The organism is Desulfuribacillus stibiiarsenatis, from assembly GCF_001742305.1.
GTDB classification, from domain to species: domain Bacteria; phylum Bacillota; class Bacilli; order Desulfuribacillales; family Desulfuribacillaceae; genus Desulfuribacillus_A; species Desulfuribacillus_A stibiiarsenatis.
Genome location: NZ_MJAT01000010.1, coordinates 1 through 13878, shown reverse-complemented (window position 1 = coordinate 13878; position 13878 = coordinate 1). Strand labels below are relative to the sequence as shown.

Annotated in this window: 15 protein-coding genes; 11 read left to right on the top strand and 4 right to left on the bottom strand. The window is 39.2% G+C overall.

Annotated elements, in window-relative coordinates; translation table 11 throughout:
• From BHU72_RS05520 to BHU72_RS05510, 3 genes are all read right to left on the bottom strand, one after another.
• Window positions 1-181 (bottom strand): helix-turn-helix domain-containing protein (locus BHU72_RS05520; protein WP_141709261.1); only part of this gene is annotated, 181 nt, incomplete at its 3' end.
• Window positions 182-282: 101 nt separating this feature from the next.
• On the bottom strand, window positions 283-1254 hold the full coding sequence (locus tag BHU72_RS05515; protein WP_069701645.1) for an MBL fold metallo-hydrolase: 972 nt from the start codon (window positions 1252-1254) through the stop codon (window positions 283-285).
• A gap of 150 nt (window positions 1255-1404) precedes the next feature.
• Window positions 1405-2349, bottom strand: coding sequence for a DMT family transporter (locus BHU72_RS05510; RefSeq protein ID WP_069701644.1), 945 nt, complete (start codon window positions 2347-2349; stop codon window positions 1405-1407).
• A 121-nt stretch (window positions 2350-2470) separates the two neighbouring features.
• Here BHU72_RS05510 and BHU72_RS05505 point away from each other — a divergent pair, with 121 nt between their 5' ends.
• The 5 genes from BHU72_RS05505 to BHU72_RS05485 all read left to right on the top strand — a co-directional run bounded on the left by BHU72_RS05505 (window position 2471) and on the right by BHU72_RS05485 (window position 7497).
• Window positions 2471-3988 (top strand): aminotransferase-like domain-containing protein, encoded by a 1518-nt coding sequence (locus BHU72_RS05505; protein WP_069701643.1) that lies wholly within the window; start codon window positions 2471-2473, stop codon window positions 3986-3988.
• Window positions 3989-4106: 118 nt separating this feature from the next.
• Entirely contained in the window at window positions 4107-4685 is a 579-nt protein-coding gene (yfbR, locus tag BHU72_RS05500) for a 5'-deoxynucleotidase (protein ID WP_083248277.1), read from the top strand.
• Between the two features lie 126 nt (window positions 4686-4811).
• On the top strand, window positions 4812-5450 hold the full coding sequence (trhA, locus tag BHU72_RS05495; protein WP_069701641.1) for a PAQR family membrane homeostasis protein TrhA: 639 nt from the start codon (window positions 4812-4814) through the stop codon (window positions 5448-5450).
• Window positions 5451-5482: 32 nt separating this feature from the next.
• Window positions 5483-6019, top strand: a complete 537-nt coding sequence (thpR, locus tag BHU72_RS05490; protein ID WP_069701640.1) for an RNA 2',3'-cyclic phosphodiesterase — start codon at window positions 5483-5485, stop codon at window positions 6017-6019.
• A gap of 113 nt (window positions 6020-6132) precedes the next feature.
• Complete coding sequence (locus tag BHU72_RS05485) at window positions 6133-7497, top strand: tRNA nucleotidyltransferase/poly(A) polymerase-related protein (RefSeq protein WP_069701639.1); 1365 nt, start codon at window positions 6133-6135, stop codon at window positions 7495-7497.
• On the opposite strand, the gene BHU72_RS05480 is transcribed toward BHU72_RS05485, so the two are convergent.
• Entirely contained in the window at window positions 7476-8672 is a 1197-nt protein-coding gene (locus tag BHU72_RS05480; RefSeq protein ID WP_069701638.1) for a ferredoxin reductase family protein, read from the bottom strand. The genes BHU72_RS05485 and BHU72_RS05480 overlap by 22 nt on opposite strands.
• A gap of 413 nt (window positions 8673-9085) precedes the next feature.
• On the opposite strand from BHU72_RS05480, the gene BHU72_RS05475 reads away from it, so the two are divergent.
• From BHU72_RS05475 to BHU72_RS05450, 6 genes are all read left to right on the top strand, one after another.
• Window positions 9086-10090, top strand: a complete 1005-nt coding sequence (locus BHU72_RS05475; protein WP_069701637.1) for a sulfate ABC transporter substrate-binding protein — start codon at window positions 9086-9088, stop codon at window positions 10088-10090.
• Between the two features lie 47 nt (window positions 10091-10137).
• The gene (gene cysT / locus BHU72_RS05470) at window positions 10138-10974 is read left to right on the top strand and encodes a sulfate ABC transporter permease subunit CysT (protein WP_069701636.1); all 837 of its coding nucleotides are present in this window, start codon (window positions 10138-10140) and stop codon (window positions 10972-10974) included.
• Window positions 10975-10985: 11 nt separating this feature from the next.
• Entirely contained in the window at window positions 10986-11825 is an 840-nt protein-coding gene (gene cysW, locus BHU72_RS05465; protein WP_245671861.1) for a sulfate ABC transporter permease subunit CysW, read from the top strand.
• A 5-nt stretch (window positions 11826-11830) separates the two neighbouring features.
• Entirely contained in the window at window positions 11831-12901 is a 1071-nt protein-coding gene (locus BHU72_RS05460; protein ID WP_069701634.1) for a sulfate/molybdate ABC transporter ATP-binding protein, read from the top strand.
• Between the two features lie 99 nt (window positions 12902-13000).
• Window positions 13001-13579 carry a SafA/ExsA family spore coat assembly protein gene (gene safA, locus BHU72_RS05455; protein ID WP_436796451.1) on the top strand — a complete coding sequence of 193 codons (579 nt, stop codon included), beginning with the start codon at window positions 13001-13003 and terminating at the stop codon, window positions 13577-13579.
• A gap of 118 nt (window positions 13580-13697) precedes the next feature.
• Window positions 13698-13878 (top strand): helix-turn-helix domain-containing protein (locus BHU72_RS05450; RefSeq protein WP_141709261.1); only part of this gene is annotated, 181 nt, incomplete at its 3' end.

Sequence of the window (13878 nt, the reverse complement as noted above, 5' to 3'; positions counted from 1 at the left end):
TCTTAGATGTATTTAGAAGACCATCAGGGCCTAGTGATAGATATGTTTGCCGCCATTGGTTGATGGATGCAAAGGTAACATCTAGCATAGAAGCTAAACGTCTAAGGGAACCTTCTCCACGGAGATATTTTTCTACAGCAGCTATTTTTTCTGTTCCTGATATTTTTGATTTGTGAGTCACAAAAATACTCCTCCTTGTAAATAAACAGTTTTATTATTTAAACTGTCTACCACAAGGGGAGCATATCAATGCCATTAATGACTGGTGTATGCCTTAGTTTTTTACATTTTAATGGTTTCACCTAGTTTCGGAAGTAGCAAATCATTCGTTTCAAGTTTCTTCTCCAGCCAATGCTTTTTTAGGCGGGCAAGAGCTTCTTCTGTCGTATCGTCGCCTAATTGAAAAGCATCATGGTGCATGGGGATGAAATACTTCGCGCCACAATCTTCATATGCTTGCACGGCCTGTTCAGGCGTCATATGTTGTATTTTCATAAACCACTCCGGGGCATAAGCGCCAATGGGAGTTAACATGTATTGTATGGAGAATTTCTCGCGCAGCAATTGGAAACCTCGAAAGTAGCCAGTGTCCCCAACAAAGTACACTGTAGATTCGTTACTAGTTGGATGTTCATTCCCATTTGAATGTATAGCGTTGCTTGAGCACTTCATAACCCAGCCACCCCAATGGGAGCAGTTCGTATCAAACAGCAAGCGCTTAGACCAATGTTGAGCAGGGACGAAATGAAATTCAACACCTTGTACCTCATGAAAATCCCACCAATTGAATTCATCCACAGTATTGAATCCGCGACGAGTAAATAGTGATTTCACCCCACAAGGCACTAGATAGATAGTTTTGGGATTGATCTTTCTCAATTTCTTAAGGGTTGAGAAATCTAAATGGTCGTAATGATTGTGGGAAATCACAACAACATCAATTAGCGGTAATTCATCCATCGACAGACCAACATTCGATAACCTCTTAGCAAACCCCATACGATAAGCCCAGACTGGATCCGTTAAAATATTAAGCCCATTCATTTGAATGAGAAATGTGCAGTGGCCGATACTTGTAATTGTGGCTTCTGTACGATTGTTATGTAAATACTGAATATTCTTCGTATCTGCTTGTGCTACGACATAAGTAGATTGTGTTTTTTTGTTCTGGGATCGTTCTTTACGCCATGCTAATAGATCTTTAAAAGTAGTCGTCAATTGAACATTATCTAAGTTAGAAAATATTTGCCGCATTCGCTCCGGACGCTCCTGATATAGAAGATTAGTCGGATGGAGTTTTTTCTCTATCCGACTGGTAATAATCTACAATTGTATCGCTTAGCCTTCGATTTGTCTACTTGACGATAAAGAAAACATAGTTCAGAGGGAGTTAACAGCAAGTAGCTAGACATGAGTATCAGCTTTAAGAGTCACATCTCCTGGTCGCATAGCGTCCATTTTCTCTTTAATCATACTTTTTAGTACGACAAAGTTCGTTATAATGACACCGATAATAATTGCGACGCCGCCAAGAATCATGTACCACAGGATTGGTTCGTGGCGAATTGTTAAATCTATGATTAGAGCGATAAATGGCGATACATACAGCCAAGTTGATGGGAATACAGGATTTGTTTTTTTGATTAACCAATAATACAGACTATGCCCAAGTAGAGAGCCAATCACCGTTAAATAGACTAACGAATACCACGCGTTCAAATTTGCAAAAACACTGAAATCAGGTGACTCTGTAAAAAGAGATAAAATCAATAGCATAATACCACCGAACATCATTTGAATACCATTTAATACAAATGGCGAGACGTCCGTTTCTAGCATTTCCTTAGATCGTACAGTTCCAGTGCTATAGAATAACTGCCCAACGACTACACTTATGCAGGCAAACAGCCACAGCATGCCTAAAGAAAAAGAAATCGATGGTAAAGTAATCATCAATACACCACTGAAACCTAATAAAAGTCCAACAATTTGGTAGATTGTTAGGTTTGTGCGTGTTTTGTAGGACAGCATAACAGTGACCACCATTGGACTGAGGGCAGACAATAGTGCTGCTAGACTGGAAGGGATAAATTGCTCTGCCCAATATAAAGTTGCAAACGTACAGGTTGTAAGGCAGAAACCAATAATTAGCAGATTGAAATACATAGATCTGGTACTAGGCAACTTCATGCCACGTGCGTAGCAAAAACCTATAAGCAAGAGTCCTGCAATGAAAAAACGTATACCAGCAGAGAAATAAGGAGCTAAACCGGCCTCCAAGCCAATTTTAATTGCTAAAAATGTAGTGCCAAAGATCAGACACATAATGGAATAAAAAAACATCACCATAGTATAACACCTCTTTACGAAAAAATGATTTTAGAGATACAATAGTACGCAAAGTGTATAACAGTAAACGGAAGGGTATAACACTTAGCAGGAAGAAATCTCTAAAAGAGGATGGTGCGAGATGCATCCACATCACGTGTTAATCAATCGAACATCGGCAGTTCCAATTTACGAACAAATTTGCAATAGCATATCAGACCGTATCATTTCAGAGCAGTGCTTCGATGGGGAACAATTACCGTCAGTACGGGAATTATCGACCGCATTACAAGTGTCGTTAGTGACGGTTCAGAAGGCATATCGTCTACTTGCAAAGCGTGGATTAATCACGAGTGAAAAAGGTAGAGGGAACTTTGTCAAGAAAGGAACGACTGCTAAGGATGCTTTTCACCTCGAACATGGAAATTCTTCTAATAAGCCGTGGCAAATGGATATTCAAGATTATATTCCGAGGTCCCAGGTTCTTAAACACATTAACTCTGTGCAAACGGATGTGATACATAAACTTTCCGTAGCAAATTTTCACCGTGATGTATTACCAGTCGCTTGGATTCAAGGGAAAGCCAAGCAAGCCATTGATAAATATCCAGATGCTTTAGTAGATTATAGTAGCTCAGTGGGAGATCCAGCTTTCTTACAAGCAGCCCAGAAATATATTGAAAGCATTGGAGTAAAAACAGATACCAAGCATATGCTAACGGTCAGTGGTTCGCAGCAAGCCATAGAACTAATTGCCAAAACATTCTTAAGCTATGGTGATTCTGTAATAATTGAAAGTCCTACCTACATCGGTTACATAGATGTGTTACGGGCTAGGGGTGTTCGGATTATTTCTGTGCCGGTAGATTATGAAGGATTACAAACCCATCGATTAATCGAGCTGTGTGAGCGGTACAAGCCGAAGCTTTTGTTCACAAACCCTACGTTTCAGAATCCAACAGGGACTACCCTGTCTTTGAAACGGAGACAGGAGCTTATTGACATAGCAGAAAGCTTTCAACTGATTATCGTTGAGGACGATATATGGAGTGAATTATATTTTCAAAAGAAACCCCCTCTGCCGATTAAAAGTTTTGATTCCAGTGGGTGCGTCATATATATAAAAAGCTATAGTAAGATATTAGCCACGGGATGCCGTGTAGCTGTCGTGGTTGCCGATCAACCGATCTTAAATCGTCTCATTGCAGCGAAAAGCATTTCGGATTTAGGGAGCCCGTTGATTACGCAGGTAATTCTCGCAGAATTATTGTCATCTCCAGAATTACAAGGTAAGATGGTGGATATAAGGAAGGCATTGGCCCGCAGAGTGGCAATGACGTATCGATATTTACAAACGAATCTACCGAAAGCCGTGCATGAACAGATGATTTGGTATCAACCGCAAGGTGGGTTGTTCCTGTGGTTGCAGCTACCAAGCGGGGTGCATGATGAGAATCTTCTGCAGGAAGCGATTCGCAATCGGTTAACGTTTTTACCTGGAAGTGCTTGCTATGCTGGAGGCGAGGAACAGCGATTTATCCGCATCAGCTATGCACATGCCTCTGAGGAAATGCTGGAAGACGCCATCATCACTTTATGCGATGTTCTGAAGAGTGAAATAAATCGTGTGAAAGACAATATATATTATCCAATCACATAGCCTATATCATCACATAGCCTATATCATCAAATAGCCTATATCATCAAATAGCCTATATCATCAAATAGCTATAATCTAAGACGTTCATAAATAATAGGAACTGTAAAGGAGTATGAAAATGAGTCATTTCTTTGCCTATATGTCAAGAATGAAATTGATTCAAAGGTGGGGTCTAATGCGCAATTCCCATCCGGAAAATATCCAAGAGCATTCTCTACAAGTTGCAATGATTGCTCATGGAATAGCAGTGATTAAGAATCAAATGTTTAACGGTCAGATCATTCCAGAGCGGGTTGCTATGTTAGCGTTGTTTCACGATGCTAGCGAAGTTATAACAGGGGACTTAGCGACACCGATTAAATACTTCAATCCAGAAATTAAGAAGGCGTTCCAAGAAATTGAAACGGTTGCTAATCATAGATTACATAAAATGCTCCCAGAACCATTGCAAGATCAATATCAGGCATATTTTTTTCCTAAACAAGAAGATGACCAGTATTGGATGATTATTAAGATTGCGGATAAGATCTCCGCCTATCTGAAATGCCTGGAAGAGTTGAAGGTTGGAAATGAGGAATTTAAACAAGCAGAAAAAGCCATACTAAAGGATATTAGGCAATACAATTTACCAGAAGTGGAATATTTTATGGATACATATATACCTAGTTTCTCACTTACCCTCGATGAATTAAACTAGCGAATAAATGCGAGAATTGTACACAAGCACAGAAATGTTCACAAGTGTTATAAAGCACAATCTATAAAATTACCACATATGGTATTAGTCAAAAGCCTATAACAATTGCGATCTAGGAGGAAAAACATGGAGTATACATTGCGAGAAGAAATAGCAAATGCGATTACACATGGGATTGGAATCGTTTTTAGTATTGCAGCATTAGTGTTGATGGTCGTCTTTTCTAGCTTGTATGGAGATGTGTGGCACATTGTGAGTGTAAGTATCTATGGAGCTTCTCTAGTACTCTTATACACGTTCTCAACCTTGCTCCATAGCTTTCAATATAAGCCAGTGAAGAATATCTTCGAATACTTAGATCATGCAGCAATCTATCTACTAATTGCAGGTACATACACACCATTTCTAATGGTTACTTTACGTGGGACCCTTGGATGGACGTTATTAGCTGTAATCTGGGTCTTAGCGATAGCCGGTATTATTTTTAAGATGATATTTGTCAAAAGGTTTATAGTCTTGTCTACGTTACTGTATATCATTTTAGGGTGGATGATTGTCGTGGCAATTCGTCCGTTGTACGAAAATTTAGCAACTGGTGGTTTAGTCTGGCTAGTGCTTGGAGGATTGTTATATACTTTTGGAACGATCTTTTTTATATGGAGAAGAATCCCTTTTCATCATGCGATTTGGCACGTGTTCGTTTTAGGTGGTAGTGTGGCCCACTTTATCGCCGTACTATTCTACGTCATTCCTATTTGGGCGTAAATACATTTTATTCGACAGCGAGGTGCTATAAGATGCGAGTATTTATAGCAATTGATTTTACGAATGAGATAAAAGAACAACTTGTCGAGATTCAACGGTACTTAAAGAATGGTAGTAAAAAGGGAAGCTTTACGCATAAAGAGAATTTTCATGTAACGTTGAAATTCATTGGCGATGTAACACCAGAACAATTACAAAGCATTAAAAATACAGTAGGTATAGTTGCGCAACAGAATGACCCATTTGAACTTGCTTTTTCGAATATTGGGTCTTTTCCGCGTGGCAACAAGTCAATTCAATGGATTGGATTAGAACATTCTTCGGCACTCCATCATGTACAGTCTCAATTGGAGGACGAGCTAGAGAAGTATGGTTTTGCCAAAGAAAATCGACCGTATAAGCCGCACATAACCTTCGGGCGTGAAGTTGTTATGGAAACGAGCATACAATCTTTACAGCTACCGACGATAATTGACAAGATATATGTAGATTCACTCGTTGTTATGGAAAGCACAAGAGTCAATGGCAAGTTAACGTACAGTCCTATTCATTACAGTTCACTCACATAGAAACCAATGTACCTCTCTTAAAAATCCTTATTTAAAAACCTTTATTAAATAATCTTTAATAAAAAACTATGAAATAAAATGTCTCTTGTATATAGAGTAGAGGTGATGGGAGCTTGAGTAAAACAAACAATGTGGTTGTACATAACAAACATGTGCGAGAGGTGTTAGAAGAGTTTAAAGAATTTTGCGGACCGCAAATCGTGCAATCCACTTATCTCGTAGGTGGATTTGTTAGGGATTTGCTATTGGGGCGTTATAGCTCAGATGTTGATTTCTTGGTATTTGGAGATACGCAGGAAATTGCTCGTAAATTTGCAGACCATATACAGGCATCTTTCATTACATTAGATGAGGAGCATCATGTATATCGCATAGTATCGAAAAAATATAATATACAGATTGATATGGTAGGACCGAAAGGCAATCTCCTTAAAGAAGACTTGCTAAAGCGGGATTTTACTGTGAACGCTATGGCATTACCAATTTCGGATTTTCTACAATTTCTATGTAGTAATAACACGAATAAAACAATTAATCTTAATCGTATGGTGATAGATTATGGAGACGGTTTACAACATTTACAAGAGAAAATTTTAGTCCCTGCTTATCCTCATACGTTTATCGATGATCCGTTGCGTATTCTTAGGGGCGTGCGGTTAGCAGCACAGTTAGGGTTTACGATCCCAGAAACAATCAAACATAGTATGCGAGAAGCTATATCATTGATTCGCGAGGTGAGTGCTGAGAGAATAAGAGACGAGTTATGGGGTGTGTTTCGAATCAATCCATCGTCTCAGTATATACGGGTTTTAGTTGATGAAATTCAAATCCTTCAGGAGATTTTTGATAACAAAACTGGGAATGAAATTGATCTTGAGAAATATCAGCAAGTAGAGCGTAGCGTGCATTTGATACTTGAAGAAATTGTAGAAGAGGAAGCCCCTGCACATACCTACTTTTATCAAATAGTAGCAGGTGGCAATGCTAGAGGTCCTCTTCTTAAACTAGCAGCTTTATTTGGAACATCTGCTCCAGCTGTGGGAAAACTACTGAAATTAAGCGCGCGAGAAATCAGCATACTTAACAGTTGGAATCGAGGCATAGAACGAATCAAGTCACTACCACAATCCGATTTTGATAATCAAAAACTAGTGCAAATTCTTTTCCATGACCTAGAGCTTGAGACCTTAGGAACTTTGATTTTATATCATACCGGACAAGCATATTGTGGTGATAATCAGTCTATGGAATTAGAACAACTTCAGAAGGGCATAATCACGTACGAATTGTTTGCCCGAAGGTTAGCTAATTTACGTCCGTTTATCTCTGGTAACGAGATTATTCAAGAATTATCGATTCAAGGAAAAGATATCGGGACGTGCTTAAAGCTACTAAGAGCAGCTCAGATTGATGGCGTCGTGCAAAACCGTGAACAAGCATTAGAATTTGTCCGTTCTTATAGCTCGAACTTTTCGTAATGGATATGTGTACTTGGTATATCCATCAATTGCAGTTCTTTGCGTACCATTTGTAACATTCCTGGAGGACCACAAATCAGGAAATGGGCATGAGTATATTCAGCACAATAAGTTCTTAATTTATCGCTAGTTAGATAGCCAGTCTCCCCATGCCAATCAGGTTGTTGAGATAAGATGTGAATCACTCTCAAGTGTTCCATTGAAAGTTCTAGTTCCTCTAATTCCTTGCAAAATGCAATGTCCTGTTCCGTTTTGTTACACCAAAGGAGCAGGATTTTTTTATTGGAACTTTCCGCGTGGAGCTTTCTAAGCATGCTGATAAATGGCGTTATGCCTATACCGCCGGCAATTAGTACGTAACAGGTTGATGGCATGTGCTGTAAAGTGAAAACGCCGTAAGGACCATCGATGTAAGCCTTAGTGCCAATTGGTACGTTGGGAAGCTGGGAAGTAAAATCGCCTAATGCCTTGACACTAACTTTAAGATTTTCTTCCGTAGGGCTTGAAGAAATGGTAAAAGGATGAGCTTCCGAAACCTTCTGATTGGTACAAATTTGCAAAAACATAAACTGCCCAGCAAGATGATGTTTTTTCTTTCCTTGCAATACTACTGTATGAATATCTGGCGTCTCTTTGATAATTTCAATGATTTGATAAGGATGTCTGCGGGCTCTTACAACTTGTACAATTTTATAGATAACTAGCAATAGATAAAGGGCAAATAAAACATACCATAGGTACCGTACATGAGTTGTCGAGAAAATCGTAGTTCCTTCTTTTATGCTATGAAAAAAGACGAGCGGGAACACAAGGTAATTCGCTTTATGAATGGTAAACCAAGTCTCGTAGCGGAGACGAAGCCTTTTATAGAAGATGGCTGTCATTGAGGTAATGATTAAAATAGCTAAGGCAATAAAACCTAGTCCAATAAATAAAGATGGTTCTTCCATTTCGCCTATCACCATCATGCGATGGGTATTAAGAAATAACGGATGTAAGAAAATTAAAACAAAAGCAATAATACCAAGTTGTTTGTGGTAACGATACATAGTATCCAGGCCAATATCTTTCTCTAACCAACGTACACGGGAACTAAATACAAACTGAAAGAACATTAGAATAAAACCGACTAATCCTGCAATCTGTCCTGCACCCATTAATACATGATAATCCATCGTGTAATCACCCCTAAATTCACTATCGTTATAAAGAAAACTTAGTTCAGATGGAGTTTTTACTCCACCTGAACTTTGCACTTATTTCGAAGCTTGGCGGCACTTATCTCCCACTTTCACCTAATGGTACGTAATGGTTCTAACTATTTTAAAAATAGAAGAACCATTCTGTAGAAGTGGGAGTATTAGTAAACGCCGCTGAGATAAACAATAACCTCAAAACTAACCTCAAATCTCCAATCAGTAGCCACATGCTAGGATTACTTATTAATCGCCAAGTTTTACTATCTAAGTACTAAGTATAATCTAGAATTGAAAAATATCTATAATTTATCTGTTTTTTTGTGACCCTTTCCATTGTTAGGCAATAAACTAAATGGTAGATGGAGTTTTAGTGCAGTGGAGGTTGGAAAATGGCGAAAAAACTAATCGTTCTTCTTATAAAACTAATCGTTGTCTTTGCAATTTCGGCATGCAATGATGCTCAAGTGTCGATTCTTAATGTGTCGTATGATCCGACCAGAGAATTATATATCGATTTTAATAAAGAATTCAATCACTATTGGAAAGAGAAAACAGGGCAAACGATTCGATTTAGTCAATCCCACGGTGGATCAGGGAAACAGGCAAGATCAATTATTGACGGATTACCTGCGGAGGTCGCTACACTAGCTCTTGCGTATGACATACAGGCGATACAGAAAGCCGGATATATAGATGACGTCAATTGGCAACAGCGATTACCCTATAATAGCGCGCCATATTATTCGACAATCGTGTTGTTAGTACGTGAGGGAAATCCGAAGAACATTCATGATTGGGAAGACTTAATTCGCTCTGATGTTCAAGTCATTACTCCAAACCCTAAGACATCGGGTGGCGCCCGCTGGAATTACTTAGCTGCTTTGGGATATGCAATGGGAAAGCACCAAGATGAACAAGCGGCTATTGAGTTTGTTACCAAGCTATACAGAAATGTTCCTGTGTTAGACACTGGCGCGCGTGGTTCTACGACTACATTTACGGAGAGAAATATCGGAGACGTGTTAATTTCTTGGGAGAATGAAGCGTATCTAGCGATTCGGGAGCTTGAAGATGAAACGTTCGAAATCGTGTATCCTTCCATTAGCATCTTAGCGGAAACACCAGTGGTAGTCATCGATAAAATTGTGGATCGAAGGAACACGAGAGAAATTGCAGAAGCCTACCTAGAGTATCTTTATTCCGATATAGGCCAATCGATTATAGCGAAGCATTATTTCAGACCGAGATCAGAGCAGATTCTGCAGCAATATAAAGACACTTTCCCAGTAATTCCTTTGCTTACGATAGACGACTTTGGTGGTTGGGACCGGGTACATGAGAAACATTTTAGTGATGGTGCTATTTTTGATCAAATTTACGCTAGCAAACGTTAACAACGAGAATTGTATATAAGCTTAGATTTTTAGCAAGGGGTGATGAGATGTTCGATACCCTGAAGCGAAGGAGTATTATCCCTGGCTTTGGTTTAACAATGGGTTTCACTTTGTTTTATTTATGTCTTTTGGTACTAATTCCATTATCTGTTCTGCTGTTAAAGCTGACTGCTATGACTTGGCAGCAGTATTGGGAGATTATCACGGACGTAAGAGTGTTAGCAGCATTTCGAGTAAGCTTTACGACGGCTTTATTCGCTGCTGTTATCAATGCAGTATTCGGACTAATGATTGCCTGGGTATTAGTTCGATATCAGTTTCTTGGGAAAAAAATTATTGATGGCATTGTTGATCTACCTTTTGCTCTTCCTACAGCAGTTGCTGGTATCTCTTTAACAGCAATTTATGCCGAAAACGGATGGATGGGTGCTCTATTACACAAGATTGGATTTCAAGTTGCCTTTACACAAGTGGGGATAACCCTTGCACTCGTGTTTATCGGAATTCCATATGTCGTACGAACGGTACAACCAATATTGCATGAATTAGAGAAAGATATCGAGGAAGCTGCTGTTAGCTTAGGTGCATACCGTTGGCGAACGTTTCATGCAGTCATCTTTCCAGAGTTATTTCCTGCTTTACTTACTGGGTTCGCTTTAGCGTTCTCAAGGGGGCTAGGGGAATATGGGTCCGTCGTATTTATTTCTGGTAATATGCCGATGAAAACAGAGATTGTACCGCTTTTAATCATGACCAAACTAGAACAGTTTGATTATACAGGTGCGATAGCAATTGCAACTACGATGTTGGTAATATCGTTTCTATTACTTCTATTGATTAATTATATTCAATGGCAATCCACGAAGAAAACGCTCAGGCATTAGGAGAGGAAATCATGGGGAGATACATCACGGAAAAAGCGTATGTGAAGTTGATATTAATTTCAATTGCACTTTCTTTTCTGACATTGGTACTAATCCTGCCTTTAATATCAATATTTGCCGATGCATTTCGAAGAGGAATTGAGGTCTATTTTGCTGCACTAGTGGAACCAGATGCATTAGCTGCACTGAAACTTACGATGCTCACATGCTTGATAGCTGTGCCATTAAACTTGCTGTTTGGACTCACGGCAGCGTGGTGCATCACGAAGTTTAATTTTAAAGGCAAAAATATATTGATTACATTAATTGATTTGCCATTTGCCATATCTCCTGTCATCGCAGGTCTCATATTCGTTGTAGTATTTGGTGCAAGTGGAGTAATAGGACCATGGCTATTAAGTCATGATATACAAATTATCTTTGCCGTTCCTGGGATTATACTAGCTACCATGTTTGTCACCTTACCCTTTGTAGCGAGGGAGCTCATTCCGTTAATGCAGGCACAGGGTATTCAAGAAGAGGAAGCGGCAATTTGTATGGGTGCTAGCGGGTGGCAGACATTTTGGAAAATCACTCTTCCAAATATTAAGTGGGGTTTATTATATGGAGTAATCCTGTGTAATGCGAGGGCCATGGGAGAGTTTGGTGCAGTATCTGTGGTATCTGGGCACATCCGTGGGAGAACAAGTACGTTACCACTGCATGTAGAAATATTATATAACGAATATCAATTTGCGGCTTCCTTTGCAGTAGCTTCTTTGCTAGTAGTGCTTGCCCTAATCACATTAGTACTTAAAGGTCTTGTGGAATGGAAACATGAGCAGGATCAATTGAAACATATAGGAGAGTGAGCTTCATGCATATAACGGTAAAGAAGTTATGCAAAAGCTTTGGAAATTTTCAAGCATCAAACTGTGTTAGCTTTAATATAGAAAAAGGTAAACTCATTGGCTTACTAGGACCAAGTGGTGGTGGTAAGACTACTATACTTAGAATGATTGCTGGACTCGAAGAACCAGATTCAGGAGAGATTCTTTTTAACGGAGAATGTGTAAATGATAAACCTCCACAAGAGCGTGGTATTGGCTTTGTGTTCCAGAATTACGCGTTATTCCGGCATATGAATGTCTTCCAAAATATATCCTTCGGCCTTGTAGTGCAGAAGAAAAGTAAGAAAGAAATCGAGAAACGGGTCAATGAATTAATTTGTTTAACTGGTCTGCAAGGCTTAGAGAAACGATATCCGAATCAACTATCCGGTGGGCAACGACAACGAGTCGCCTTTGCACGTGCCCTTGCGCCCCGCCCACAGCTTTTGTTACTCGATGAACCATTTGCTGCCATTGATGCAAAGGTTCGAAAGGAATTACGCACTTGGCTAAAAGACATGATTGAAAAGCTCGGAGTCACTAGTATCTTTGTAACCCATGATCAAGAAGAAGCGATTGAAGTAGCAGACGAAATTATTATTATTAATCAAGGGCAAGTCGAACAAATGGGAACACCGATGGAAATATATAAACAGCCAAAAACTGCTTTTGTAGCAAGATTTATCGGAGAATCAAATGTCATAGAAAATTATCATCTGCTTCGCGGGTTCGAAAAGATACTACAATATGGGAAGGCTATTATCCGGCCAGAATTTATTGAGATTGGGAAAGAAGACGAGATTTCAAATATTGCCGCTGCCCAAAGAGGCATTGTAAGACATGTTGTGTATAAAGGCAATAGCTGGCAGATTGAAGTGGAGGTCGGTTCGCACTTATTAGTAGCGTATCATGCACTCGATAAAAAAGAGCTACGAGTAAGCGATAAGGTATGGGTTATGATTCACCAAATGCATGTATTTGATGATCAAGAAAGTATTATCGTTGAAAATCGATTGAAAAGAGCCGCATCACAATTCTCAATCCCTGTATACATTTAATTGGTAACAAGTTCCTAAGAGAATTCTCTGCTAAAAAAACTAGAACTTACAAATAATAAGTGTATGAAAAAATTAACTAAAATTCTAATCATAAGTCTTATGGTCACAATGTCACTCACGTCTATAGCAAGTGCTGTTGAAACCTATATTGTACAGAAAGGAGATTCTCTTTGGAAAATAGCAGTACGATATGAGATCGGACTGTCAGAAATCATTGGAGCCAATCCGCAGTTTAAAGATCCACACTGGATATACCCTGGTGATAAAGTCTATGTACCAAATATTGATGATATTAAAGCATTCGAGAATGAGGTTATATCGTTAACGAATCAAGAAAGGCAGAAAAAAGGGCTGAAGCCCCTAATTGCAGATTGGCAAGTATCGCGGGTTGCGCGATATAAATCAGTCGATATGAGGGATAAGAAGTATTTTTCGCACCAATCACCAACCTATGGATCGCCATTTGATATGTTAAAGTCTTTTAACGTACAATATCGTGCGGCTGGCGAAAATATTGCGGCGGGTCAGACTACGGCAAGGGAAGTAGTCAATAGCTGGATGAACTCCGAGGGTCACCGTGCCAATATTCTCAATGCGAACTTCACGCATATTGGCGTAGGGTACGCAGAGGGCGGACCAAACCGTCATTACTGGACACAAATGTTTATCTCAAAATAAGGAAGTGGAAAAATAAAGAGGTGAAATAAAGAAAAGTCATACAGGTTACCTGATATGCTCCCCTTGTGGTAGACAGTTTAAATAATAAAACTGTTTATTTACAAGGAGGAGTATTTTTGTGACTCACAAATCAAAAATATCAGGAACAGAAAAAATAGCTGCTGTAGAAAAATATCTCCGTGGAGAAGGTTCCCTTAGACGTTTAGCTTCTATGCTAGATGTTACCTTTGCATCCATCAACCAATGGCGGCAAACATATCTATCACTAGGCCCTGATGGTCTTCTAAATACATCTAAGA

Coding starts and splice junctions, on each gene's coding strand:
- safA (WP_436796451.1), top strand. CDS start 13,001: ATGGTCACAATGTCACTCACGTCTATAGCAAGTGCTGTTGAAACCTAT.
- BHU72_RS05510 (WP_069701644.1), bottom strand. CDS start 2,349: ATGGTGATGTTTTTTTATTCCATTATGTGTCTGATCTTTGGCACTACA.
- thpR (WP_069701640.1), top strand. CDS start 5,483: ATGCGAGTATTTATAGCAATTGATTTTACGAATGAGATAAAAGAACAA.
- BHU72_RS05505 (WP_069701643.1), top strand. CDS start 2,471: ATGCATCCACATCACGTGTTAATCAATCGAACATCGGCAGTTCCAATT.
- cysW (WP_245671861.1), top strand. CDS start 10,986: ATGGGGAGATACATCACGGAAAAAGCGTATGTGAAGTTGATATTAATT.
- yfbR (WP_083248277.1), top strand. CDS start 4,107: ATGAGTCATTTCTTTGCCTATATGTCAAGAATGAAATTGATTCAAAGG.
- BHU72_RS05480 (WP_069701638.1), bottom strand. CDS start 8,672: ATGGATTATCATGTATTAATGGGTGCAGGACAGATTGCAGGATTAGTC.
- BHU72_RS05475 (WP_069701637.1), top strand. CDS start 9,086: ATGGCGAAAAAACTAATCGTTCTTCTTATAAAACTAATCGTTGTCTTT.
- cysT (WP_069701636.1), top strand. CDS start 10,138: ATGTTCGATACCCTGAAGCGAAGGAGTATTATCCCTGGCTTTGGTTTA.
- BHU72_RS05515 (WP_069701645.1), bottom strand. CDS start 1,254: ATGCGGCAAATATTTTCTAACTTAGATAATGTTCAATTGACGACTACT.
- trhA (WP_069701641.1), top strand. CDS start 4,812: ATGGAGTATACATTGCGAGAAGAAATAGCAAATGCGATTACACATGGG.
- BHU72_RS05460 (WP_069701634.1), top strand. CDS start 11,831: ATGCATATAACGGTAAAGAAGTTATGCAAAAGCTTTGGAAATTTTCAA.